The organism is Novosphingobium decolorationis (assembly GCF_018417475.1).
In the GTDB taxonomy this organism is placed as follows: Bacteria; Pseudomonadota; Alphaproteobacteria; order Sphingomonadales; family Sphingomonadaceae; genus Novosphingobium; species Novosphingobium decolorationis.
This window is the reverse complement of sequence record NZ_CP054856.1, coordinates 1,056,463-1,077,417: the sequence shown is the minus strand read 5'-3', so window position 1 is coordinate 1,077,417 and position 20,955 is coordinate 1,056,463. Positions and strand designations below refer to the sequence as shown.

Genomic DNA, 20,955 nt, shown 5'->3' with positions numbered 1-20,955 from the left:
CACAGGCTAACCCGTATCGGCCTGAACCGGAGGTGCTATTCAGGGCTAGATCCCCCCGAATTCGAACAGGGCGCTACCTATTCTGGAGCCGGGCCGCGGACATGAGGCATTACCTCGAAGCCTGCGCGGGGATCGGTGTCCGGGCACTCTGCCAGCAATCGAGGGGGCGTTCGATGAGCGTGCCCAGCCTTTGCGTGTCGGGCGCGTAGAACTCGCATAGCCGCGCGCGCAGGCTTGTGCTCAAGGGGGGATAGCGCATTTCCTGGGCGAGGAGCGAGCGCGCGCCTTCGAAGATGCGCGTGCCCCGCAAGGGGCGCGCGGCATCCTTGAAGGGGGCCAGCATCCGGCGCAGCGGTAGGGGCAGGATCATCGTCCGGCTCGAATTTTCGTGCGTGGTGTCGATTGTCTCGGGAAGGGTCGGCTCCAGCCCGATATGGCGGGACACCTCGGCGAGAACCTCACGCGGGCGCTCGTCGAGATCCTCGTGCAGGTAGACCCGGATCTGCTCACGCGGGAAGACCTCCAGCCAGCGATCGAGGTGGCGGGCATAGAGGCCATCCTCGAGAAAGCGCGGGTGCGGATTGGCGAGATCGGCCAGATAGTCCTCGGGTGGTCCGGTGACGGTGCCGCGCCGGTAGAACATCTTGTAGTCCGAATAGGCTCTCTCGACCGGATCGCGCAGCATCACGACCAGGCGGGCATGGGGGAGCATCCGGGCCAGCCGCGCGGGCGCTTCGGGATGGGCGAGGTAATCGGCGGACTTTTCCCCGATGCAGGTGACGCCCTCGGGGATCGCGTTGAAGAAGCCGCGGTAATGGCCTTCGCCTTCGGCATAGTCGGTGCTGAAGTAATGGGGTTCGGGATCGGGCATGTAGACAGCCGGATTTTCCTGAAGCCGGGCCTGGATCCAGGTCGTCGCCGCCTTGGCCGCGCCGATGACCACGAAGTCGGGCTGCCATCTGGCCTCAGGGGGTGTGCGGGGCGGCGCCATCAGGTCACGACCTCGCCCAGAGCCTCGGCGATGCGCTGCATGTCGTGCGTTGAAAGGGTGTGATCGCAGGGAAACATGAGGGTGCGTGCGCCAAGTGCGTTGGCGGCGTCCAACGCGCCGTCGCATCGGAACGCCTGCGCCTCGAGTGCGCGCTCGCGGCTCATGTTCGGGCACGATCCGCTGGCCGCCGGAATGCCTCTTTCGTGCAGGGCCGCGATGATATCGAGCCGGCGTTCGGCCAGATCGGGCGCGAGCTGGACATAGAACTTGTACCAGGCATGGCGCACGTGCTCGGGCGGCGCGGGAGGGGCGATGCCAGGAAGCGGGGCAAGGGCGGCGCAGAGCGCCTGTGCATTGGCACGTCGCTGCGCAAGCCAGTCCTCCAGCTTGCTGAGCTGGCGACGGCCGATCGCGGCCTGCATCTCGGTCATCCGGTGGTTCGAGCCCGGACGGGCGTGGACATAGCGAAATTCCCCAGGCCGTCCCTTGCCATCGCGCAGCATGGCCAGGTCCTTGCCGTGATCCTTGATTGACCAGCCCGCCTCCCAGGCATCGTTGTCACGCAGCAGGATCATGCCCCCTTCGCCGCCGGTCGACATGATCTTGTCGGTGCAGAACGAGAATGAGGCGGCAGTGCCGAACGAGCCGACACGACGCCCGTGCCACTGGGCCCCGTGCGCCTGCGCGCAGTCTTCGAGGAGCGCCAGGCCATGGCGTGCGCACAGCGCCACGAGCCTGTCCATGTCGCAGGGCCATCCGGCATGGTGGACACAGATCACGGCGCGCGTGCGCGCCCCGAGGAGACGTTCGACCGAGACCGGATCGATGTTCTGGCTGTCGGGTTCGACATCGGCGAAGGCGAGGCTTGCCCCCACCGCGAGCACCGCGCTGGCGGTGGCAAAGAAGCTGCGGGCCGGAACGATGACCTCGTCGCCTGGCCCGATGCCCAGCGCCTTGAGCGCGATCTCGAGCGAGACCGTGCCATTGGCGACGCAAATGCCGTGCGGCATACCGTTGTAGGCGGCGAACTCCTGCGCGAAGCTGCGGGTCTCATCGCCGTGGACGAGTGCGTTTACGTGCCCGGATTGCAGGACTTCGCGCACGGCTGCAATTTCGTCAGCCTCGTGGCGCGGCCAGGTCGATTTCAGGGGCTGGGGGGCCGAATGCGGGGGCTGTGCATCGGCAAGAACATGGGATGCCATGCGTTCCGGGCTCCTTATGCGGGGCTGCGCGTGCGCGTGCGGGAGGTGTCCTGCGCCATCGCCGGATTCTCGATGACCTGGAACGAGGCCGCGCCGCTGGGCATCTTGACGAGGGTGTGGGTGATGCGACGGGCCTCGGCCTGGTCGCCCGCCTCCACGGCGTGGGCGAGCTGGCCGATGCTGCGGGAAATGAGCGGGAGCGGGATGGGCCGTGACTGGGCCTCGAAGATGCCCTTGATCCGCGAACTGGTCTGCTCCTCGCAGATGTCGAAAAGCTCCTCGTAGAGCTTTTCACCCGGGCGCAGGCCGACGAACTGGACAGGCACGTCGATCTCGGGCTGGAGGCCGTAGAGGCGGATCATGCGGTAGGCGAGATCGACGATGCGCACGGGCTTGCCCATGTCGAGCACGAAGATCGTGCCGCGCTGCGACTGCTCGCTGAGCGCGGCGGCGCTGCTCTGCAGGATCAGCTGTACCGCCTCGCGCACGGTCATGAAGAAGCGCTCGATATCGGGGTGGGTGACGGTGAGCGGACGGCCTTCGCGCAGCTGGCGCTGGAACAGCGGAACGATAGAGCCGCTCGAGCCGAGCACGTTGCCAAAGCGCACGGTCATGAAGCGCGGCGCGTCGGGATCGTCGATCCCGCACATGTCGAGGGCCTGGCTGTAGAGTTCGCCCACGCGCTTGGTTGCGCCCATCATCCCGACGGGGTTCACGGCCTTGTCGGTCGAAACCTGGACCATGGCCCTTGCGCCGAATTCGCACACCGCATCGGCGATGATGCGGGTGCCCAGGATATTGGTGTGGACACCGGCACACGGGCTCGTCTCGACGATCGGCACGTGCTTCAGGGCCGCGGCGTGGTAGACGATGGCCGGGCGGTGCTTGGCGAAGATGCGGCGCACCTCGGAGCGTTCGCGGATGTTGCACAGCTCGGCCTCGATGGGGACATCGGGGTAGCGCTCGCGCAGTTTCATCTCGGCGGCGTAGAGGTGGTATTCGCTGTGATCGAGCACGACCAGTTTGGAGGGGCGGAAGCTGGCCAGCTGCCAGCAAAGCTCCGAGCCGATGGTGCCGCCACCGCCTGTCACCAGCACGCACTTGCCCGAGATCTGGCTGGTGATCTGCTCGCCTTCGAGCGTGAATTCGCTGCGGCCCAGGAGGTCCTTGACCGAGAGCTCCTCGTGAACAGCGCTTGGGCTGCGCTGGAGGATGTGGCTCCAGCAGTCGCGGATGCGCGAGAGCTCGAGGCCCAGATGACGCGCACGGCTGGTGAGCCGGGCCATCTCGCGGTTGGTGAGGTCATTGCCGTCGTCGCTGGCAATCACCAGCGAAGGGCGCTGGTCCTTGGCTTCCAGACGCTCGACCGCATTCACGATATCATCGTGGCTGCCCAGCACCGGCACCTTGCCGATCTGCATCAGCGTGTCGTTGAGGGTCGGCAGGAGAATGCCGGAAATGACGAAGGACGGGGTCGTTTCACGCCGCAGCATCTCGATGATGGAGAGCACCCAGTCGGGCGAGCCCACCAGCAGCGCGTGGGGCAGCTGCCGGCCCGCGACATGGCGCAGATGCGCGCTGCTGGTGCGGGTCAGGTGTTCATGCGCAAGGCGTCGCAGGACGCGCAGCGTCACGAGGCCCGAAGTCGCCAGAAGCCAGTGGATGGCAATGACCGCAGCGAGGTTGGACTGCTCGGCGCGCACCGCCGGAGACAGCAGTGCGACCGCCCAGCCCAGGCCGATACAGGGGAGGATGAGCGCGACCAGATGGATCGAGTGGGCAAAACTGAAGAAGCGCCAGCTGCGGCGGTAGAGGCCGCTCATGAACAGTCCCAGCACGGTCACGATGCCCATGCCCGCAGTCGTCCAGGACACCCCCTCGCTCTGCAGGAAGGGGCCGCGTCCCACGAGCAGGAACGCCGTAACGAACGTGGCGCTGATAGTCAGGGTGTCGAAGCTGATCAGCAACTGGTTGCGAAAGGTTCGTCGCAGGCTGAAGCGTTCGATCGCGGCACTTTCACGCGCGCCGTCCAGCTTGCGAATACGCAGCAGCGGGCGGGAAGATGCGCGCTTGGCGGACGACGCGGCACGGTCTGCAATGTTCTTGCTCATGCGGGCAGCCTTCGCTGTTTTGGACGATCCGGAAGGATCCGGGCGAGGCAAGACGGCCGTGGCGGGAGCTGCGGTGGCCTCTGCAGTTTGCTAGGCTATGGTAGCGCTGCCGGGGGCGCACGTGATCTTAAAGCCATAAGCCGAAATCGCCGTTTTGGGAGTTCACCTCCCGAAAGAAATGCCAGCCCTGTCAAATATACGTATCGGAATTCCCCGTAGCTGTCGCAAAAGGGGATCAGCCACTTGCGTTCTTGCAGTTTCGCCGGCTGCGGGCATCGTTGGAGAGGACCTGGGGGGTCGTTCAGCCAGGAGACGAAAGGCGCAGGAAGGATGCGTGGCACCCGCTGGTGGCCGCGTTCGGCCTCGGCTTTTCCGATCCATGGCGGGCGAGGTCGCGGTGCAAAGGGCATCGTCGATCGCAGCCACCCCGGCCGTCTCGCAATCACGGGCCAAACCGCGCTATGAAAGTTCTTGTCCTCTCCAGTCTTGCCTATTCGCTGACCAATTTTCGCGGCGCCTTGTTGCGCGAACTCGTGGCCAACGGACACAAGGTCGTGGCGGTGGCGCCCGACCGGAACGACGCTGTCGAACGTGAACTGGACGCGTCCGGGATCGGGTTTCGTCAGGTCGCGATGGAGCGCACGGGAACCAATTTCCTGCGCGATCTGGGCCTTCTGTTCGAGTACGTGCGGCTCATGCTGCGCGAGCGCCCGGATCTCGTGCTCGCCTATACCCAGAAACCGATCATCTACGGCGGGATCGCGGCGCGCTTGCTGTGTGTCCCGCGCTTCTACGCGCTGATGTCGGGTCTGGGGCATGTCTTCAGCGAGGACAGCCACGCGCGCGTCGGCCTGCGCAAGCTGGTGAGCGTGCTCTACCGCGAGGCAGTACGCCGGGCGCGGGCAATCTTCGTGTTCAACCGTGACGACCGGGCCGACATGATCCGCTTCGGCATCGTCACGCCCCGGCACAACGTCATCCAGGTGCCCGGCTCGGGCATTGATCTTGAACGGTTCGTAGAGGCTCCGCTGCCACGCCAGGCGCTGCGCTTCCTGCTCATTGGCCGGCTGATGCGCGACAAGGGTGTCTACGAGTTCCTCGAGGCTGCAGCTCGTATCAAGGCCGACCATGGCGACTGCGAATTCTGGGTCCTGGGTCACTATGAGCGCAACAACCCGACCGGCATCGACGAGGAGGAATGCGCCCGGCTCGCCCGGCAGTACCCGGTGACATTCATTCCCGGCTGTACGGACGTGCGGCCCTACCTCGAGGCCTCCTCGGTCTTCGTCCTGCCCTCGTTCTACCGCGAGGGGCTGCCGCGCACGATCCTGGAGGCGATGGCCACGGGGCGCGCCGTGATCACGACCGACATGCCCGGCTGCCGCGAGCCGATCGTGGACGGCGAGAACGGCTATCTCGTCGAGCCGCGCGATGCCGAAGCCCTGCGCGCGGCCATGATGCGCTTCGTCGAGGAACCAGAGCGCGCGGCGACCATGGGCGCAAGGGCGCGCGATCTCGCCGAGAAGGTCTACGATGTGCGTAAGGTCAACCACCAGCTGCTCGAGGAAATGGACCTGCTGCAGGCGCCCTGGCGGGCCGAGCCGGAGGAGGCGGACGCACGGCAGGGCATTTCCAAGGCAGCTTCGGCAGGATTGCCGGCAGGTCCCGTGCCGGTGCGGGCAGATGCGGACACGGTGAGCGAGCCGCGCAAGGTGGCGCATTGAGCCCCTTGCGGTGATGGCGCGGCGTGAAGAGGAAAAGCGGGAGGAGGTGATGGGGGTGCGGGCAGTCGTGGTTGGTGCCGTGGGGAGCACGCAGGTGCTCCTGGAAGAACTGCTCGGGGCGCCCGGCTGGCAGGTGCCGCTGGTCCTCACCCTGCCGCCGGCTCTTCATGGGCGGCATTCCGATCTGGTGGACCTTGCTCCCCTTGCCGGGGATCTGGGCGCTCGACTGGAGCATGCGGGGCAAACGAATTCCGCGCAGACGCTAGCGATGGTTCGCGCTGCAGAGCCCGACTACGTCTTCGTCGTGGGCTGGTCGCAGATCGTGGGGGAGGAGTTCCTGTCCATCGCAGCCTCGGGCACGATCGGATATCATCCCGCGCCCCTGCCACGCCTGCGCGGCCGCGCCGCGATACCCTGGACCATCCTTCTGGGCGAACCGATCTCCGCGTCCAGCCTGTTCTGGATCGGGGAGGGCACCGATGATGGCGACATCCTGGCGCAGAAGTTCTTTCACGTCGCGCCCGACGCGACGGCGCAGCAACTCTATGATCAGCACATGGACGCCTTGCGCGCGATGCTGCGGACATGCCTGGCGCAGCTGGCCTCGGGCACCGCGCCGCGCGAACGACAGGACGCCCGCCTCGCGACGTGGGCAGCGCGGCGGACCCCTGCCGATGGGCGTATCGACTGGCGCGCCGATGCCGCCCGGATCGACCGGCTCGTGCGGGCGGTGGGGCGGCCCTATCCCGGGGCCTTCGCCATGGACGGCCCGCACCGGTTGACCGTCTGGAGCACCCGTCCGTGCCCGGATGCTTGGCGCTACCACGCCTTGCCTGGCCAGGTCCTCGGGATCGAGGACGGGGTCCTGCGGGTCATGACGGGTTCGGGGCCGATCGATCTTGTCGAATGGGAAAGCGCGAGGGGCGCGCCTCCCAAGTTGCACGGTATCCTGGAGGCCTAGATCATGTCGCTTGCGCATTTCGGGAAAGTTCTGGTCGTGGCACCGCACCCTGACGACGAGATACTGGGGTGTGGCGGGACAATGGCCCGTCTCGTTGAGGAAGGGCACGAGGTGGAAGTGTGCCTCGTCACGCGCGGCCGACCACCGGCCTTCGATGAGGAGGGCGTTGCCCGCGTCATGGCCGAAATGGAGCAGGCCCATGCGCACCTGGGAGTTTCGCGAGTGCATCGCCTCGATTTTCCCGCGGCGCGGCTCGATACGGTTCCGGCCTGGCAGATCAACCGGGCGATCGGTGAAGTGGTGGAGGAGGTCGCGCCCGATACCCTGTTCCTGCCTTTCGTGGGCGACATCCATCTCGACCATCAGATCGCCTTCTTGGGGGCAATGGTCGCTGCGCGACCGCGCAACGCGAGCGTCCCCAAGCGCATTCTGTGTTACGAGACCCTGTCCGAGACCAACTGGCTGTCCGCGCCCGTGACACCGGCCTTCGTGCCCAACTGCTACGTCGATATCGGCGCGACGCTCCAGCGCAAGCTCGATGCCTTTGCCCTGTTCGAAAGCCAGCTCAAGCCGTTTCCCGATGAGCGTTCGCTCAAGACGATCGAGAGCCTGGCGGTAGTACGCGGCTCGACTGTCTTTGCCAAGGCTGCGGAGGCGTTCGTTGTCGTGCGGCAGATCGAAGGGCGTTCGTAGGTCCGCCGCGCGTGACCGCGCGGGCGCGGGAGGCCCGATCGACTCGTCGAGTCGTTTCCTTTCGGTATCAAAATATTTCTGAAGGGGTATCCTATTCCACTCTGAATCTGAGGTATTTCGCGTATTTTTACGGCAATTGTATAAATGCGTAGACTTGGCATTAACTATGTGGTTTACTTATTCTCATGAAGTGCAGTCGCAAGATGACGTAATGTAAAAAAATAATATACAATATCTGCGCATGGCCGCGTAATGCGTCCAGATTATCTCGACAAGTTCGCGCCGCTTGGGTGGTGGCACTTGGAGAATGGCAGGTATGATCTTCTTGTGCGTCAAATCTTGCTTGTTTTTGTAATTTTCATGTCTGTTCAGAATTTGAATGGATGATGAAGGGGCAAATTTTCAAGTGCGGTCTTGGGTCGTCCGTATTTCCATATTAGGGAGAGAAAGGCGATGACATCTCTTGATTCCGTAGTGGATGTTTCCATCATCGGTTTTACTTCACTCATACGTGAAGGTATCGGCAAAATACTTGAGGGAAGTGAGTTTGCCTGTGCGAAATGCTTTCCCTCATGCGAGGATGCGCTGACCGACGAACAGGCGTCGAACCTCGATCTGGCCATTCTCGACCTCGCCGTTCTGGAAGGCGACATCGATAATCTTCACCCCTTGAAGGAGCGCTTTCCCGGCCTTCGCATCGCGGCGCTCGTGGACTGCTTCAACTTTGGTCAGATGGTCGATGCCTTCAATCGCGGCGTCGATGCCTACCTTCTCAAGGAAATCGCTTCCGACCCGCTATTGGGGTCGCTGCGTCTCGTCCATCAGGGGGAGAAGGTCATGCCCACCGCGCTGCTCGAACATCTCGCGCACAAGCGTCCGCTGATCGAGGGGGAGGCCGAGATCAAGGTCGAGCTGGGCGAACTCTTGTCCGAGCGCGAGATCGATACGCTGCACTGTCTGGTGATGGGCTACCCCAACAAGGTGATCGCCTATCGTCTCGATATCAGCGAGGCGACCGTGAAGGTTCACGTCAAGGCGATCCTGCGCAAGCTCATGGTCCAGAACCGTACTCAGGCCGCGATCTGGGCGGTCAACCAGGGTCTCGTCCTGGCCAATGGGCGTTTCGCCGATGCGGACGCCGGCGAGGTGGTGCCGTCCGAGGATGCGACGCCGCCGCTGGTAGCCATGGCGCACTGAAGGGGCGCAAGGCCGTCAGGCCCTTGCGGGTTGCGGCGTGCGACCGGTGCTGTCGGCAGGACTTTCGGCACCGGCGCGCGTTGCGCTTTTCTGGAAAAGCAGCGCCGTCGCATCCGGGGCGGATGCGAAGTAGAGGTGCATGTAGGTAGCGGTGAGACGACCGCTTGCAAACACGTCTTCACCGGCGCGGCCGCGCGGCGAGCGCGATTGCGCGATCGGCGACAGCGACGTTTCCATGGTCGAGTAATGGAAGGTGTGGCCGCGCAGGCTCCCACCCTCAAGGGCGACCTCCTGAAGTCCGAGCGCGGCGAGGCGCGGCTGCAGCGCCGCGTGGCCGGGTAGCAGCCCGGCCATCGGAACAGATGCGCTCTCACGCGGGGCAAGGGTCTCCAGGCAAAAGAGCATGCCCCCGCACTCGGCAAGTATGGGCTTGCCTGCGCGGTGGTGGCTTTGGAGGTCCGTGATCAGGGGCGTGTTGGCGGATAGGCGCTGGGCGTGGAGTTCGGGGTAGCCTCCCGGTAACCAGACCGCATCGCAGGCGGGAAGCGCCGTGTCCTCCAGTGGCGAGAAATAGACAATCCGTGCGCCAAGCGCTTCGAGACAGGCGATGTTGGCGGGGTAGATGAAGCCGAATGCGGCATCGCGGGCGACGGCGATCGTGTGCCCCTCCAAGGAGCGCGCGGGGACTGGGCGTCTGGCCGGGGCGGAAAAGGTGACGGCTTCGGGCAGCCAGTCGGCGCCATCCGGGAGGCTGGCCGCGGCCCGGTCAAGGCGTGCGTCGAGATCGGCAATCTCGTCGGCCTGGAGAAGGCCCAGGTGGCGCTCGGGAAAGGCCAGGTCGGGATCGCGGGCGAGGGCGCCCAGCCAGGCGATGCCTTCGGGCAGGCTTTCTTCCAGCATTTCGCCGTGACGCGCACTGCCCACCCGGTTGGCCAGGACGCCCAGGAGGCGCGTGTCGCTGCGATAGCGGGCGAGCCCCAGCACCAGTGCGCCGAAGGTCTGCGCCATCGCCGAGCCGTCGAGCACGGCGAGAACCGGCAGGCCGAACCGTGCGGCGAGGTCGGCGGCGCTGGGGTCTCCGTCGAAAAGGCCCATGACCCCTTCCACCAGGATAACGTCCGCGTCCTGTGCCGCCTCATGGAGCAGGCGTCGGCATTCCTCCTCGCCGACCATGAACAGGTCGAGCTGGTGGACCGGAGCCCCGCTCGCCCGTTCAAGGATCATCGGGTCGAGGAAATCCGGCCCGCACTTGAAGACGCGCACGCGCCGCCCAGCACGCCGGTGGCGGCGGGCGAGGGCGGCGGTCACCAGCGTCTTGCCCTGGCCCGAGGCTGGGGCGGAGACGAGCAGGGCAGGGCACTGCGCACTTTCGGTTGCGGGGCCGCAGGGGCTCACAGGTCGATCCCGACCTGCGCACGCACGCCCGCGCGAAAGGCGTGCTTTTCGTCGCGGATGGCGCTGACCGTGTCGGCCAGTTCGACCAGTTCCTCGTGCGCCGCGCGGCCAGTGATGACCACGTGCTGCATGGCGGGGCGGCCCCGGATTGCGGGCAGGATCTCATCCAGTTCGAGGTAGCGATACGTGACGAGGTAGGTCAGTTCATCCAGCACCACCAGGGAGATGTCGGGATCGGAGAGGGCGGCCCTGGCCTTCTCCCAGCCCGCCCGTGCGGCGGCGATGTCGCGCGCACGGTTCTGGGTTTCCCAGGTGAAGCCCTCGCCGCAATTCTCCCAGGTCACGCCGTCCTGGCGCGAGAGAAAAGCGCGTTCGCCCACGTCTTCCTTGCCCTTGATGAACTGGAACACCGCGGCCTTGCGGCCATAGCCGAGCGTACGTGCGACCATGCCGAAGGCGCTGGAGCTCTTGCCCTTGCCGTTGCCGGTCAGGACGAGCACCAGGCCCTTGTCGATCCTGGCCGCCGCGATCCGCGCGTCGACCACCTTCTTGTGCTTGGCGGTGCGCACCTTGTGGCGGCGCTCCTCCTCGCTCAGCGTGGCGGTTTCGGGTTGGCTGGAAGCCTCGCTCACCGCGCGGCCTCGCGGCGCAGGTCGGGGCGTGCGCTCAGGGTGAGCGCCCAGAGGGCTGCGGCAATACCGCTCCAGGTCAGCGAGGCGACCAGGGCGCGCGGGAAGTAGCGTGCGAAGCGGGGCGCGAATTCGGCCAGCGTCGGGTCGGGATAGCGTCCGCCCAGGAAGTAGAAGCCGCCGCTCGAGCAAAGGTGCGCGACGACCGTTGCGCCGCCGACGAGGAGCGCCATGGTGGGAAGCGAGGAAAGGCGCTCGGGCAGGTTGGCGGCAAAGCGTCCGGACATCCACATCGCCGCGTAGGCGGGGACCAGCATGGCGTAGGCGGGCGTGTAGCAGAAGTCCGAGACCCCCAGCACCGACATCGAGACGACGTCGATCGCGTAGGCAAGGCCGAACAGGCCGGCAAAGCCCGCCGCACGGCGCACGAAGTAGCCCAGGACGAAGAAGCTGGCGACCGCGGTGCTGGGCACATGCTCCATGTGCGTCAGCGCATGCGAGCGGGTGAGCAGCATGACAGCGGCGAGGATGGCGAAGATCGTCCACTGGAAGCGGGTCGAGGAAAGGGCAGGGGAGCGGTGCATGCGGGGTATCTCCTTGCAGAAAAGGGGAAAGGTGCGCTGGCGCGCGCCCATGCAAGGACACGGCCAGAGGAAGCCGACAAAACGGGCCTTGGCTGGAAAACGAAAAAAAGTTCAGCAGTACGGCATGAATTTCAGGCTCCCTTCGAGGCGACACACGAATGTCGTCCGCCAAGGGGTATCCCCGCAGATCGCGAGGCCCTCGTCCGCCCGGTTCATCCCGCCCGCGCGAAAAAACGACGGCATCGGGCCGGTTTCCTGACTTCCCGGTTCACAGCGCGTCTTCGCCGCCTTCTCGGGAGATCCCTCCCAATGGCATGTGGCGATGCGCTCCCCGGTCACAGTTGCGGGAGCAGTGCCGGCCCAGATCGCCTCCTGGCGACCTTTCCGGACTTCCCGATTAAGCCCTCTCGGGCACCCGTTGCGCCCCCACGATTAGGCGACCATCGTCTTTCCCGCAAGTATATTGCACTTGCGCAGCGGGCAACGGACCTATAGTTCGCGGGCCCAAGCGACAGGTTCCCCGCAAGGGGATCAAAAGGGAACCGGGTGCAAGACCCGGGCTGCCCCTGCAACTGTAAGCGGCGAGCCATCCGGCCAATCTGCCATTGGGACATGCGTCCTGAGAAGGCGGTCGGAGCGCCCTGACCCGCGAGCCAGGAGACCTGCCTGACGCCGTCGTTCTTCATCCGGGCAGGGTGCACCGGGTGTTCGAGGGCCGCGCCGTCACTGGTCAAGGTCATCCCTCGCGTAGCGACAGCCACCGCCTTGCCGGATGCGATCCGGGCAGGGGGCGTCGGGTCGTGCGCTCTTCTCGAAAGCAGAAGATCTGCGATACGGCGGTTCCTTGCCACAACGGAGCGCAAGCGGCGGGCAAACCGTTGTTTGCATGAAGGGAATTGTCCCGCCCGTGTTGAAGTTTTCCTATCTGGCCGGAGTTTCGGCCCTCGTTTTCCCGCTGTCCGTCCTCGCACCTTCCTTCGCCCATGCAGAGGAAGCTCCTCCGGGTACGATCTACGTCAGCGCCTTGCGCACCCCGGTCGCCGCCGAGCGGGTTTCCTCCAGTGTCACCGTGCTTGATGAGGAGGCTATCGAGGACGCGCAGACTTTCTCCGTCACCGACATCCTGCTGCGCACGCCCGGTGTCTCGATCTCGCGCAACGGGGGGTACGGCACCAGCACCAGCCTGCGCATCCGCGGCGCGGATGATGGCACCACGGTCATGGTGATTGACGGCATGCGCCTGTCCGATCCCTCCTCGACGGCGGGCGGCGTCAACGTCTCCAACCTGTTCCTCGACGATGCCGAGCGCATCGAGATCCTCCGTGGGCCGCAGTCGATCCTGTGGGGCAGCAACGCCATCGGTGGTGTCGTCAATGTGACCACGCGGCAGGCGTCCCAGCCGCTCGAAGGCAGCTTTGCCGCCGAGGCGGGCTCCAACCAGACCGTGTCGGCCCGCGCGGGCGTGGGCGGCACGAGCGACCTTGTCGACTGGCGCGTGGCGGGCTCCACCTTCCGCACCGACGGCATCTCGGCCCGTTCAAGCGGGACCGAGGATGACGGCTATCGCCGCACCTCGGCGAGCGGGTCGGCCCGCTTCAAGCTGGCCACTGACGTGTCGCTGGACCTGCGCGGCTACTGGTCGGATGCGCGTTCGGAGTTCGACGGGTCTTCGGGCGATACGTATGCGTTCGGCACGACGCAGGAATGGTCGGGATATGCCGGGCTCAACTTCGGCCTGTTCGATGGGCGCCTCGTCAACCGGCTTGCGGTCACGCAGACGACCTCGGATCGCGAGAACTTCGATCCTGAGCGTGACATCCGCCAGATCACCTTCGACGCGCATGGCCGCCTGCGCCGCTTTGAATACCAGGGCACCTTCACGCTGAACGAAGCCGTGCAGCTGCTCTTCGGCGCCGAGCGCGAAGAGCAGCGCATGACCACCGCTTCGCCCGGAAACAGCCTTGTGCCCTATGAGCTGACGCGCCACGCGGTCGATACCGACAGTCTCTACGGCCAGTTGCGCGTGACCCCGCTCGAGGGGCTCACGCTCGATGGCGGCGTGCGCTACGACCACCAGTCGCGCTTTGGGGGCAACACCGTGGCGAGCGCGGGCGCGGCCTACTCGCCCAACGACGGCGTGACCGTGGTGCGCGCGAACTATTCCGAAGGCTACAAGGCGCCTTCGCTCTACCAGATGTTCTCGGCCTATGGCGTCGCTGATCTCGAGCCCGAGCAGGCCAAGGGCTGGGAAGTCGGGATCGAGCAGGGGCTGGGCGAGATCCTGCGCGCCTCGGCCACCTGGTTTGAGCGGCGCACGACCAACCTCATCAACTTTGCCTATTGCCCGAGCGGCGCCGACCAGCCCGAGGTCTGCTACATTCCGGGCACCGACACCACGCGCTTTGGCTACTATGCCAATGTCGACAAGGCGCACGCGAAGGGACTGGAGCTGGCCGCGACGGCGCGCCTCGGCGTCTTCTTCGCCGATGGCAACTACACCTGGACCAATGCCGAGGACCGCACGCCCGAGGCTTCGACGTATGGGCGCCAACTCGCCCGCGTACCGCGCCATACCGCCAACGTCGAGGGCGGTGTGGACGTTGCGGGGGTTCGGGCCAGTGTCGCCGCGCGCTATTCGGGCAAGACCTTCACCAGCGCCAGCAGTTCGACCGTGCTTGACGATTACTGGCTGGTCGATCTGCGCGCGCAGATGGAGGTGATGCCCGGGCTTACCTTCCAGGCCCGCGTCGAGAATGTCGGGAACACACGCTATGAAACCGCGAGCGGTTACGGGATGCTGGGCCGCACGGTCTACGCCGGTATCCGGAGTCGGTTCTGATGCTGCGCGCGCTGGAGGAAAGTGGGGCGGGCACGACGCAGGTGGTGGTCTGCTCCACCTGTCGTCACACCGCCGAAGCGCGCGAGGACGGTGAGGGGCTGCGCGGCGGCGCGCGCCTCGCCGCGGCCCTGCGCGAGGTGAAGGCGGCTGAGGAGGCCTTCGCAGGGGTCGAAGTGCAGGACATGCCTTGCCTCTTCGCCTGCAAGCGGTTCTGCACCATCCACATCCGCGCGCCCGGCAAGGTCGGCTACGTGCTGGGCGACTTCTCGGCCGATGCCGAGGCCGCCCGCGCGATCCTGACTTATGCGGCGGCCCATGCCGAGAGCGAGGAGGGCGTGGTGCGCTACGCCCATTGGCCGGACGGCGTGAAGGGCCACTTCATCACCCGCACTCCGCCCGAAGGATACCTGTGCACATGACCCTGTTCGAGAACCGCGCCGCCTTTCTCGATGCGCTTGCGGCGATGCCCGGGCCCGATGCCGGGGCCATCGCGGCCGCGCGCGCCCGGCAGGCCCAACTGACCAAGCCGTCCGGATCGCTGGGGCGGTTGGAGGAGATCGCGGTCTTCATGGCCGGATGGCAAGGGGCCGAGCGCCCACGGCTGGACGTGGTTCAGGCGTTGGTCTTCGCGGGAAATCACGGCGTTGCCGCGCGCGGGGTCAGCGCCTTTCCGGTCGAAGTGACCGCACAGATGGTCGCCAATTTCGCGGGTGGCGGGGCGGCGATCAACGCACTTGCGGCGGCGTGCGGGGCTGATCTTTCCATCGTCGCGCTCGATCTTGATCGTCCGACCGGCGATATCGCCTGCGAACCGGCCATGGACGAGGCGGACTGCCTGGCTGCGCTGAACGCAGGCGCACAGGCGGTGAAGGAGGAGACCCAGCTTCTCTTCGTGGGCGAAATGGGCATTGCCAATACGACCCCCGCAGCCGCGCTTGCGGCGATGGCTTTCGGAGGCGAGGCGGCCGACTGGTGCGGACGCGGTACTGGCCTCGATGCAGCGGGTGTTGCGCGCAAGGTCGCCGCGGTCGAGGCCGCGCTGGCGTTCCATGCCGGGGCCTGCACCGATCCCTTCGAGACCCTGCGCCGCCTTGGAGGGCGCGAGATCGCCGCGATGGCAGGCGCCATGCTGGCTGCGCGCATGCGGCGCATTCCCGTGCTGCTTGACGGGTTCATCGCCTCGGCATCAATCGCGCCGCTGGCTGCGGCCTTTTCGGCGTTCACCGACCATTGCCTGGCCGCGCACCGCTCAGCCGAAGCCGCGCACGGACGCTTGCTGGAGCATCTGGGGCTCGAGCCGCTGCTCGCGCTGGGCATGCGGCTGGGTGAGGGCTCCGGCGCGGCGGTAGCGGTGCCGCTGGTGCGCGCCGCGCTGGCCGCGCACGGCGAGATGGCGACCTTCGCCGAGGCCGAGGTGGCGGCCGGGAGCGCATGAACGTGCGGCGGATCCACCTTGTTCGCCATGTCCCTCCGGTGAGCCCGGGACTGCTGTGGGGGCATGGCGACGTGGCGCCCGCGGTGGTGGATTGCGCCGTGTTGCACCAGCGTGTGCAGGAGGTGGCGCCCACACGGCTGGTAAGTTCGGATCTTGCGCGTGCGATGCTTCCGGCGCAGCGTTTGGCCAAGAAGCTGGGGCTCGAACTGGAGACCTCCCCGGTTTGGCGGGAACTCGATTTCGGTGCCTGGGACGGCCTTGCGCCCGAGGCTATCGATGTTGAGGCCCTGACCGCCTTCTGGGAAGATCCGGAGGGAAATCCTCCTTCCGGCGGCGAGCGCTGGTCGCAACTTTGCGCCCGGGTCCGCAGGGGACTTGCGGCCCTCGACGACGGCGCGCTGGTTGTCACACATGCAGGCGCGATGCACGCTGCCCTATCCGTGCTGACCGGGCTCGACCATCACGGCGTCTGGGCCATCGACCTGCCGTATCGGGCGTGCCTGACCTTGCGGATCTGGCCGGGCTCGACACTGGCAGGGCAGGTCGTGGGGCTCGATATCGGGGATGCCTTGCCATGAAGGCAGCGATCCTTGCGCTCCAGTTGATGACGCGCCTGCCGCTGCCGGACGTGGGAGCGACCAGCGATGACATGGCCCGAGCGATCCGCTGGTTTCCGATGGCGGGCCTTGTGGTCGGCGCCTGCCTTGCAGGGGCGGTCTGGGCCGGGGGGCTCCACAGCGCAGCCCTTGCCGCCCTGTGCGGACTTCTAGTTTGGGTCGGCATGACCGGCGCGCTCCATCTCGACGGTCTGGGCGACATCGCCGATGCGGCGGGTGCGGCCCATGGGGACCGTGAGCGCCTGTCCGCCGTCCTTGCCGACCCGCATATCGGCAGCTTCGGCGTGGTCGCCATCGTCCTGCAATTGCTCGCCAAGCTGGTTCTGCTGTTCCTCGCGTGGAGCACGGTGCCGCTCCCAGCGCTGGTTCTCGTGCCCGTGGCAGCGCGTATTGCACCGATGGCCTGGACGTTGCTGCTGCCCCCGCTCCATGCCGGAATGGGTACGCGCTTTGGAAGCGGCGCAAGCTGGCCGGTGTGCCTTGCCTGGTCCGCCTTGCTGGCGGTGTGCGCGTTGGTATTCGCGCCCGCTCTCCTGGCCGTATTCCCGGCGAGCGCGCTCTGGGCGCTCTGGCTCAAGCGCCGTATCGGCGGCATTTCGGGCGATGGGCACGGTGCGGGGATCGAGCTTGTCGAGACCATAACGCTTGCGGCACTGGTGGTGCTGGCGTGAGCGCCTTCGTGGCCCACGGCGGGCGCCTCTCGGCGGCTTGCGCGCGCTACGGCGGTACGCCCGAAGACTGGCTCGACCTTTCCACCGGTATCAATCCGGAGCCCTGGCCGGGGGCTCAGAACTATGTGCCTGACTGGCGGGCCTTGCCCGACCCGGCGGCCCTGACCCGGCTTGAGGCGGTAGCCGCGTCCCACTTCGGAGCCGATCCGGCCACGTGCGCGGCGGTGCCGGGAAGCGAAGCGGGCCTTCGCGCTCTGGGAGAGGTCCTGCGGCAGTTTCCGCTTGCGCCCGGCCCCCTCACGTACAGCACCTATGCCAAGGCTTTCGGCTCCGCTCCGAACGGAGCGCTGGGTCCGACCGTGCGTGTCCTCACCAATCCCAACAACCCCGACGGCACCTTGCAGACGCGCGCCGAGGTGCTGGCGGCGCTGGATTGGCAGGAGGCTGAGGGCGGCTGGCTGATCGTCGATGAAGCCTTTGCCGACGCGCATCAGGGTGCGAGTGTTGCGGGCAAGGTGCGCGAAGGGCGCCGCTTGATCGTGACCCGTTCGTTCGGCAAGTTCTTCGGGCTGGCGGGGCTTCGCCTCGGCTTCGTGCTCGCGCCGCCGGCCCTCCTTTCGGCCCTACGCCGCCTGCACGGGGACTGGCCACTGTCGAGCGCGGCCATCGATCTGGGCCTCGCCGCCTACGCCGATACCGACTGGATCGGGCAGGCGCGTCAGAGCCTGCCGCGCCGTGCACAGCGGCTGGATACGCGGCTCGCGCGTCACGGCCTCGTCGCGCAAGGGGCTTCGCCGCTGTTTCGATTGGTGTCCACCGACAGAGCCCCTTCGCTGTTCGAGGCACTCGCCAGGGCGCATATCCTGACCCGGCCGTTCGAGGGCCATCCCAAGCTTTTGCGCTTCGGCTTGCCGGACAGCGATCACGCATTGGCCCGGCTGGAGGCGGCTCTCACGCGCTGGTCCCGTGATGGTTGAGGGCGCCGCCGTCCTGGGCGCGCTGATGCTCGACGCCGCGCTCGGCTGGCCGGAGGGGCTCTACCGCCGGATCGGCCACCCGGTTGGGGCCTTCGCGCGGGTGATTTGTGGTCTGGAGCGCCGCTGGAACCTTCCCGACCTTTCGTTTTCCGCGCGGCGCCTGCGGGGCGTTGCCGCGATGATCGTGCTCCCGGTGATGGTGGGAGGGGCGGCCTGGGGCGTGGAAACCGTCGCAGGCCGCTTTGCTGGATCGTGGAGCTGGCTGGTGATTGCGCTTGTCGCCTGGCCTGCGCTGGCCCAGCGCAGCCTGTACGACCATATCGTTCCGGTTCGCCGCGCGTTGGCCGCAGGAGATCTTCCCGCAGCCCGCAAGGCGGTTGGGCGCATCGTCGGGCGCGATACCCGGGAGCTGGACGAAGCGGGCGTGGCGCGTGCGGGCATCGAGAGCCTGGCCGAGAGCTTCTGCGACGGGGTGATCGCGCCGCTGTTCTGGTTTGTTGTCGCGGGCCTTCCGGGCCTATGGATCTACAAGGCGATCAACACCGCCGACAGCCTGATCGGCCACCCTGAAGAACCCCTGCGCGCCTATGGCTGGGCGGCGGCGCGGATCGATGATCTTGCCAACTTCGTGCCCGCGCGCCTGAGCGGTGTTCTCATCTGTCTTGCAGGGGGGCGAGGCTGGCGCATCTTGTGGCGCGACCATGCGCGCCATGCCTCGCCCAACGCGGGCTGGAGCGAGGCGGCGATGGCGGGCGCGCTGGGCCTGAGACTTGCCGGTCCCGTGCACTACGACGGTGTCCGAGCCGACAAGCCCTGGATCGGAGACGAAGGGCGCTGCGCCGATGCCCCGGCGATGCGCAAGGCCGAGGGCATCTATCTGCGCGCCTGCCTGCTGGCCTGGCTGGCGTGCGCACTTGTTACAGGAGGCCGCACATGGCTGGGGTGATGCTGCAGGGAACCGGCTCCGATGTCGGCAAGTCGGTGCTGGTCGCGGGGCTGTGCCGTGCGCTGTCGAACAGGGGGCTGTCGGTCCTCCCGTTCAAGCCGCAGAACATGTCGAACAACGCCGCGGTCACCGTCGATGGAGGCGAGATAGGCCGGGCGCAGGCGCTCCAGGCGCTGGGAGCCCGCGCGCCGCTCCACACCGACATGAACCCGGTGCTGCTCAAGCCTCAGGCCGACCGCACCTCGCAGCTGATCGTGCACGGGAAGGTGCGCGGCACGCTGGGATCGGGCAACTTTCGCGAGGGGCGCCGCAGCCTGTTGGGCGAAGTGCTCAGCAGTTGGAAGCGCCTGTCCGAGCGCTGCGACATGGTACTGGTCGAGGGCGCGGGCTCGCCCGCCGAGATCAACCTGCGCAGCGGGGACATTGCCAACATGGGCTTTGCCCGCGCGGCGCATGTGCCCGTTGTGCTGGTGGGCGATATCGACAGAGGCGGGGTGATCGCCTCGCTGGTAGGGACCCGCGCCGTGCTCGAGGCGCAGGACGCAGCGATGATCCGGGGCTTCATCGTCAACAAGTTCCGGGGCGATCCGGCGCTTTTTGCCGATGGCTATGCGGCGATCGAGGAGCGCACGGGCTGGCGCGGCTTTGGCCTCGTACCCTGGCTCTCCACCGTCGCCGACCTGCCGAGCGAGGACGCGGTGATCCTCGAAAAGCGGCCGATGCGTGGCGAGGGCAGGACGCTAATCGCCTGCCCGATGCTACCGCGCATTGCCAACTTCGATGATCTCGATCCGCTGCGCGCCGAAGAGGGCGTCGATGTGGCGATGATCCCGCCCGGCACGCCCATTCCGCCCGAAGCGGCCCTGATCGTCCTGCCCGGCTCCAAGGCGACGCGCGCCGACATGGATTTCGTTCGCCAGCAGGGCTGGGACATCGACATCCTGGCCCACCACCGGCGCGGCGGGCGCGTGCTGGGGATCTGTGCGGGCTTCCAGATGCTGGGCCGAACCATTGCCGATCCTGACGGGATCGAAGGTCTGCCGGGCGAGACGCCGGGGCTCGGTCTGCTGGACCATGCGACCGTGCTCGGTCCGCGCAAGGCCCTGCGGCAGGTGCGCGGAACGGCCTTGGGTGAAGGCTTTTCCGGTTACGAGATGCACATGGGCGAAACGCACGGGGCCTCACTGGCTCACCCTTTCGCCATGCTGGACGCGGATCGGCCGGATGGGGCGCTGTCGCGCGATGGGCGTGTCATGGGGACGTACTGCCATGGCCTGCTCGCCGCCGGGCCGTTGCGCCGCGCCCTGCTGGAGCGGATCGGCGTTGCCAGTCCGGGCGCAGATCACGACGCGCGTGTCGATGCTGCGCTCGATGCATTGGCGCAAGGGCTGGAGGCGCACCTAGACATTGACGCGCTGATTGCGCTTGCCAGGGAGAAAACGGCATGACCAGCCTTCTGGTTCTGGGCGGCGCGCGCTCGGGCAAGTCACGCCACGCGCAGGCGCGGATCGAGGCCGTGCCCGGCCGCCTGGCCTTCATCGCCACCGCGCAGGCTTTCGATGCCGAGATGGAAGAGCGTATTGCCCGCCACCAGGCCGACCGCGACGCGCGCTGGACGACCATCGAGGCGCCGCTGGACCTGGCCGAAGCCTTGGCGCGCGCGGCGCAGGAGGCCGATGCGGTGCTGGTCGATTGCCTGACCTTGTGGCTTTCCAACCTGATCCTGGGCGACGAGGATGTCGCCGCACGCAGCGAGGAATTGCTGGCCGCGCTGGCTCGCTGTCCGGTGCCCGTTGCCTTTGTGGCCAATGAAGTGGGCATGGGGATTGTGCCGGGCAACGCGCTCTCGCGGCGGTTTCGCGACGAGGCGGGGCGGCTCAACCAGCGCCTCGCTCAGGAGGTCGACGAGGTCGTGTTCGTGGCGGCGGGACTGCCCCTTGCGCTCAAGGGGGCGGGCAAGTTTGCAGCGGGCTGATCTGGGCG

19 protein-coding genes and 2 riboswitches are annotated in these 20,955 nt (G+C 66.8%); of the genes, 13 read left to right on the top strand and 6 right to left on the bottom strand.

The features are described from left to right. Nucleotides 1-109: 109 nt before the first annotated feature. From HT578_RS04890 to HT578_RS04880, 3 genes are read right to left on the bottom strand one after another with little or no spacing between them, the layout of a single operon-like run. Nucleotides 110-991 (bottom strand): sulfotransferase family protein, encoded by an 882-nt coding sequence (locus HT578_RS04890; protein ID WP_213502390.1) that lies wholly within the window; start codon nt 989-991, stop codon nt 110-112. Beyond that, nucleotides 991-2,193 carry a DegT/DnrJ/EryC1/StrS family aminotransferase gene (locus HT578_RS04885; RefSeq protein WP_213502389.1) on the bottom strand — a complete coding sequence of 401 codons (1,203 nt, stop codon included), beginning with the start codon at nt 2,191-2,193 and terminating at the stop codon, nt 991-993. The genes HT578_RS04890 and HT578_RS04885 overlap by 1 nt, the downstream gene beginning before the upstream one ends. Nucleotides 2,194-2,207: 14 nt before the next feature. Next, nucleotides 2,208-4,304: a nucleoside-diphosphate sugar epimerase/dehydratase gene (locus HT578_RS04880; protein ID WP_213502388.1), complete on the bottom strand. Its 2,097-nt coding sequence runs from the start codon at nt 4,302-4,304 to the stop codon at nt 2,208-2,210. A gap of 461 nt (nt 4,305-4,765) precedes the next feature. Here HT578_RS04880 and HT578_RS04875 point away from each other — a divergent pair, with 461 nt between their 5' ends. The 4 genes from HT578_RS04875 (at nt 4,766) to HT578_RS04860 (ending at nt 8,879) form a co-directional block, all read left to right on the top strand. Then, the gene (locus tag HT578_RS04875; protein ID WP_213502387.1) at nt 4,766-6,028 is read left to right on the top strand and encodes a glycosyltransferase family 4 protein; all 1,263 of its coding nucleotides are present in this window, start codon (nt 4,766-4,768) and stop codon (nt 6,026-6,028) included. Between the two features lie 49 nt (nt 6,029-6,077). After that, nucleotides 6,078-6,989, top strand: a complete 912-nt coding sequence (locus tag HT578_RS04870; RefSeq protein ID WP_213502386.1) for a methionyl-tRNA formyltransferase — start codon at nt 6,078-6,080, stop codon at nt 6,987-6,989. Nucleotides 6,990-6,992: 3 nt separating this feature from the next. Next, entirely contained in the window at nt 6,993-7,682 is a 690-nt protein-coding gene (locus HT578_RS04865; protein WP_039392713.1) for a PIG-L deacetylase family protein, read from the top strand. 414 nt (nt 7,683-8,096) lie between these two features. Further along, nucleotides 8,097-8,879: a LuxR C-terminal-related transcriptional regulator gene (locus tag HT578_RS04860; protein ID WP_213502385.1), complete on the top strand. Its 783-nt coding sequence runs from the start codon at nt 8,097-8,099 to the stop codon at nt 8,877-8,879. A gap of 15 nt (nt 8,880-8,894) precedes the next feature. Here the strand turns inward: HT578_RS04860 and HT578_RS04855 are convergent, their stop codons facing one another. Genes HT578_RS04855 through HT578_RS04845 form a run of 3 tightly spaced genes read right to left on the bottom strand, consistent with a single transcriptional unit; the run spans nt 8,895 to nt 11,487 of the window. Further along, the gene (locus HT578_RS04855; RefSeq protein WP_213502384.1) at nt 8,895-10,274 is read right to left on the bottom strand and encodes a cobyrinic acid a,c-diamide synthase CobB; all 1,380 of its coding nucleotides are present in this window, start codon (nt 10,272-10,274) and stop codon (nt 8,895-8,897) included. Continuing rightward, nucleotides 10,271-10,906, bottom strand: a complete 636-nt coding sequence (cobO, locus tag HT578_RS04850) for a cob(I)yrinic acid a,c-diamide adenosyltransferase (RefSeq protein WP_239026485.1) — start codon at nt 10,904-10,906, stop codon at nt 10,271-10,273. The genes HT578_RS04855 and cobO overlap by 4 nt, the downstream gene beginning before the upstream one ends. Continuing rightward, the gene (locus HT578_RS04845; RefSeq protein ID WP_213502383.1) at nt 10,903-11,487 is read right to left on the bottom strand and encodes a hypothetical protein; all 585 of its coding nucleotides are present in this window, start codon (nt 11,485-11,487) and stop codon (nt 10,903-10,905) included. The genes cobO and HT578_RS04845 overlap by 4 nt, the downstream gene beginning before the upstream one ends. A gap of 228 nt (nt 11,488-11,715) precedes the next feature. Continuing rightward, a riboswitch (cobalamin riboswitch) is annotated at nt 11,716-11,921 on the bottom strand. A gap of 62 nt (nt 11,922-11,983) precedes the next feature. After that, a riboswitch (cobalamin riboswitch) is annotated at nt 11,984-12,171 on the top strand. Nucleotides 12,172-12,394: 223 nt separating this feature from the next. On the opposite strand from HT578_RS04845, the gene HT578_RS04840 reads away from it, so the two are divergent. The 9 genes from HT578_RS04840 to cobU are packed head-to-tail and all read left to right on the top strand — an operon-like array spanning nt 12,395 to nt 20,947. After that, nucleotides 12,395-14,326 (top strand): TonB-dependent receptor plug domain-containing protein, encoded by a 1,932-nt coding sequence (locus HT578_RS04840; protein WP_239026484.1) that lies wholly within the window; start codon nt 12,395-12,397, stop codon nt 14,324-14,326. After that, nucleotides 14,326-14,745, top strand: a complete 420-nt coding sequence (locus tag HT578_RS04835; protein WP_213502381.1) for a DUF1636 domain-containing protein — start codon at nt 14,326-14,328, stop codon at nt 14,743-14,745. Before HT578_RS04840 ends, HT578_RS04835 begins: the two co-directional genes overlap by 1 nt. Beyond that, nucleotides 14,742-15,761: a nicotinate-nucleotide--dimethylbenzimidazole phosphoribosyltransferase gene (gene cobT, locus HT578_RS04830; RefSeq protein WP_213502380.1), complete on the top strand. Its 1,020-nt coding sequence runs from the start codon at nt 14,742-14,744 to the stop codon at nt 15,759-15,761. Before HT578_RS04835 ends, cobT begins: the two co-directional genes overlap by 4 nt. Next, nucleotides 15,758-16,339, top strand: coding sequence for a histidine phosphatase family protein (locus HT578_RS04825; protein WP_213502379.1), 582 nt, complete (start codon nt 15,758-15,760; stop codon nt 16,337-16,339). The genes cobT and HT578_RS04825 overlap by 4 nt, the downstream gene beginning before the upstream one ends. Continuing rightward, nucleotides 16,336-17,049, top strand: coding sequence for an adenosylcobinamide-GDP ribazoletransferase (locus tag HT578_RS04820; RefSeq protein ID WP_213502378.1), 714 nt, complete (start codon nt 16,336-16,338; stop codon nt 17,047-17,049). Before HT578_RS04825 ends, HT578_RS04820 begins: the two co-directional genes overlap by 4 nt. Beyond that, on the top strand, nt 17,046-18,026 hold the full coding sequence (locus tag HT578_RS04815) for a threonine-phosphate decarboxylase (protein ID WP_213502377.1): 981 nt from the start codon (nt 17,046-17,048) through the stop codon (nt 18,024-18,026). Before HT578_RS04820 ends, HT578_RS04815 begins: the two co-directional genes overlap by 4 nt. After that, the gene (gene cbiB / locus HT578_RS04810) at nt 18,019-18,972 is read left to right on the top strand and encodes an adenosylcobinamide-phosphate synthase CbiB (RefSeq protein WP_213504053.1); all 954 of its coding nucleotides are present in this window, start codon (nt 18,019-18,021) and stop codon (nt 18,970-18,972) included. The genes HT578_RS04815 and cbiB overlap by 8 nt, the downstream gene beginning before the upstream one ends. Then, nucleotides 18,960-20,420 carry a cobyric acid synthase gene (locus HT578_RS04805; RefSeq protein ID WP_213502376.1) on the top strand — a complete coding sequence of 487 codons (1,461 nt, stop codon included), beginning with the start codon at nt 18,960-18,962 and terminating at the stop codon, nt 20,418-20,420. Before cbiB ends, HT578_RS04805 begins: the two co-directional genes overlap by 13 nt. Continuing rightward, nucleotides 20,417-20,947: a bifunctional adenosylcobinamide kinase/adenosylcobinamide-phosphate guanylyltransferase gene (cobU, locus tag HT578_RS04800; protein WP_213502375.1), complete on the top strand. Its 531-nt coding sequence runs from the start codon at nt 20,417-20,419 to the stop codon at nt 20,945-20,947. Before HT578_RS04805 ends, cobU begins: the two co-directional genes overlap by 4 nt. Nucleotides 20,948-20,955 lie beyond the last annotated feature (8 nt).

What these genes read in the sequence shown, in the direction of transcription:
- HT578_RS04890 (WP_213502390.1), bottom strand. Translation starts at nt 991, where the DNA reads ATGGCGCCGCCCCGCACACCCCCTGAGGCCAGATGGCAGCCCGACTTC.
- HT578_RS04885 (WP_213502389.1), bottom strand. Translation starts at nt 2,193, where the DNA reads ATGGCATCCCATGTTCTTGCCGATGCACAGCCCCCGCATTCGGCCCCC.
- HT578_RS04880 (WP_213502388.1), bottom strand. Translation starts at nt 4,304, where the DNA reads ATGAGCAAGAACATTGCAGACCGTGCCGCGTCGTCCGCCAAGCGCGCA.
- HT578_RS04875 (WP_213502387.1), top strand. Translation starts at nt 4,766, where the DNA reads ATGAAAGTTCTTGTCCTCTCCAGTCTTGCCTATTCGCTGACCAATTTT.
- HT578_RS04870 (WP_213502386.1), top strand. Translation starts at nt 6,078, where the DNA reads ATGGGGGTGCGGGCAGTCGTGGTTGGTGCCGTGGGGAGCACGCAGGTG.
- HT578_RS04865 (WP_039392713.1), top strand. Translation starts at nt 6,993, where the DNA reads ATGTCGCTTGCGCATTTCGGGAAAGTTCTGGTCGTGGCACCGCACCCT.
- HT578_RS04845 (WP_213502383.1), bottom strand. Translation starts at nt 11,487, where the DNA reads ATGCACCGCTCCCCTGCCCTTTCCTCGACCCGCTTCCAGTGGACGATC.
- HT578_RS04835 (WP_213502381.1), top strand. Translation starts at nt 14,326, where the DNA reads ATGCTGCGCGCGCTGGAGGAAAGTGGGGCGGGCACGACGCAGGTGGTG.
- cobT (WP_213502380.1), top strand. Translation starts at nt 14,742, where the DNA reads ATGACCCTGTTCGAGAACCGCGCCGCCTTTCTCGATGCGCTTGCGGCG.
- HT578_RS04825 (WP_213502379.1), top strand. Translation starts at nt 15,758, where the DNA reads ATGAACGTGCGGCGGATCCACCTTGTTCGCCATGTCCCTCCGGTGAGC.
- HT578_RS04820 (WP_213502378.1), top strand. Translation starts at nt 16,336, where the DNA reads ATGAAGGCAGCGATCCTTGCGCTCCAGTTGATGACGCGCCTGCCGCTG.
- cbiB (WP_213504053.1), top strand. Translation starts at nt 18,019, where the DNA reads ATGGTTGAGGGCGCCGCCGTCCTGGGCGCGCTGATGCTCGACGCCGCG.
- HT578_RS04805 (WP_213502376.1), top strand. Translation starts at nt 18,960, where the DNA reads ATGGCTGGGGTGATGCTGCAGGGAACCGGCTCCGATGTCGGCAAGTCG.
- cobU (WP_213502375.1), top strand. Translation starts at nt 20,417, where the DNA reads ATGACCAGCCTTCTGGTTCTGGGCGGCGCGCGCTCGGGCAAGTCACGC.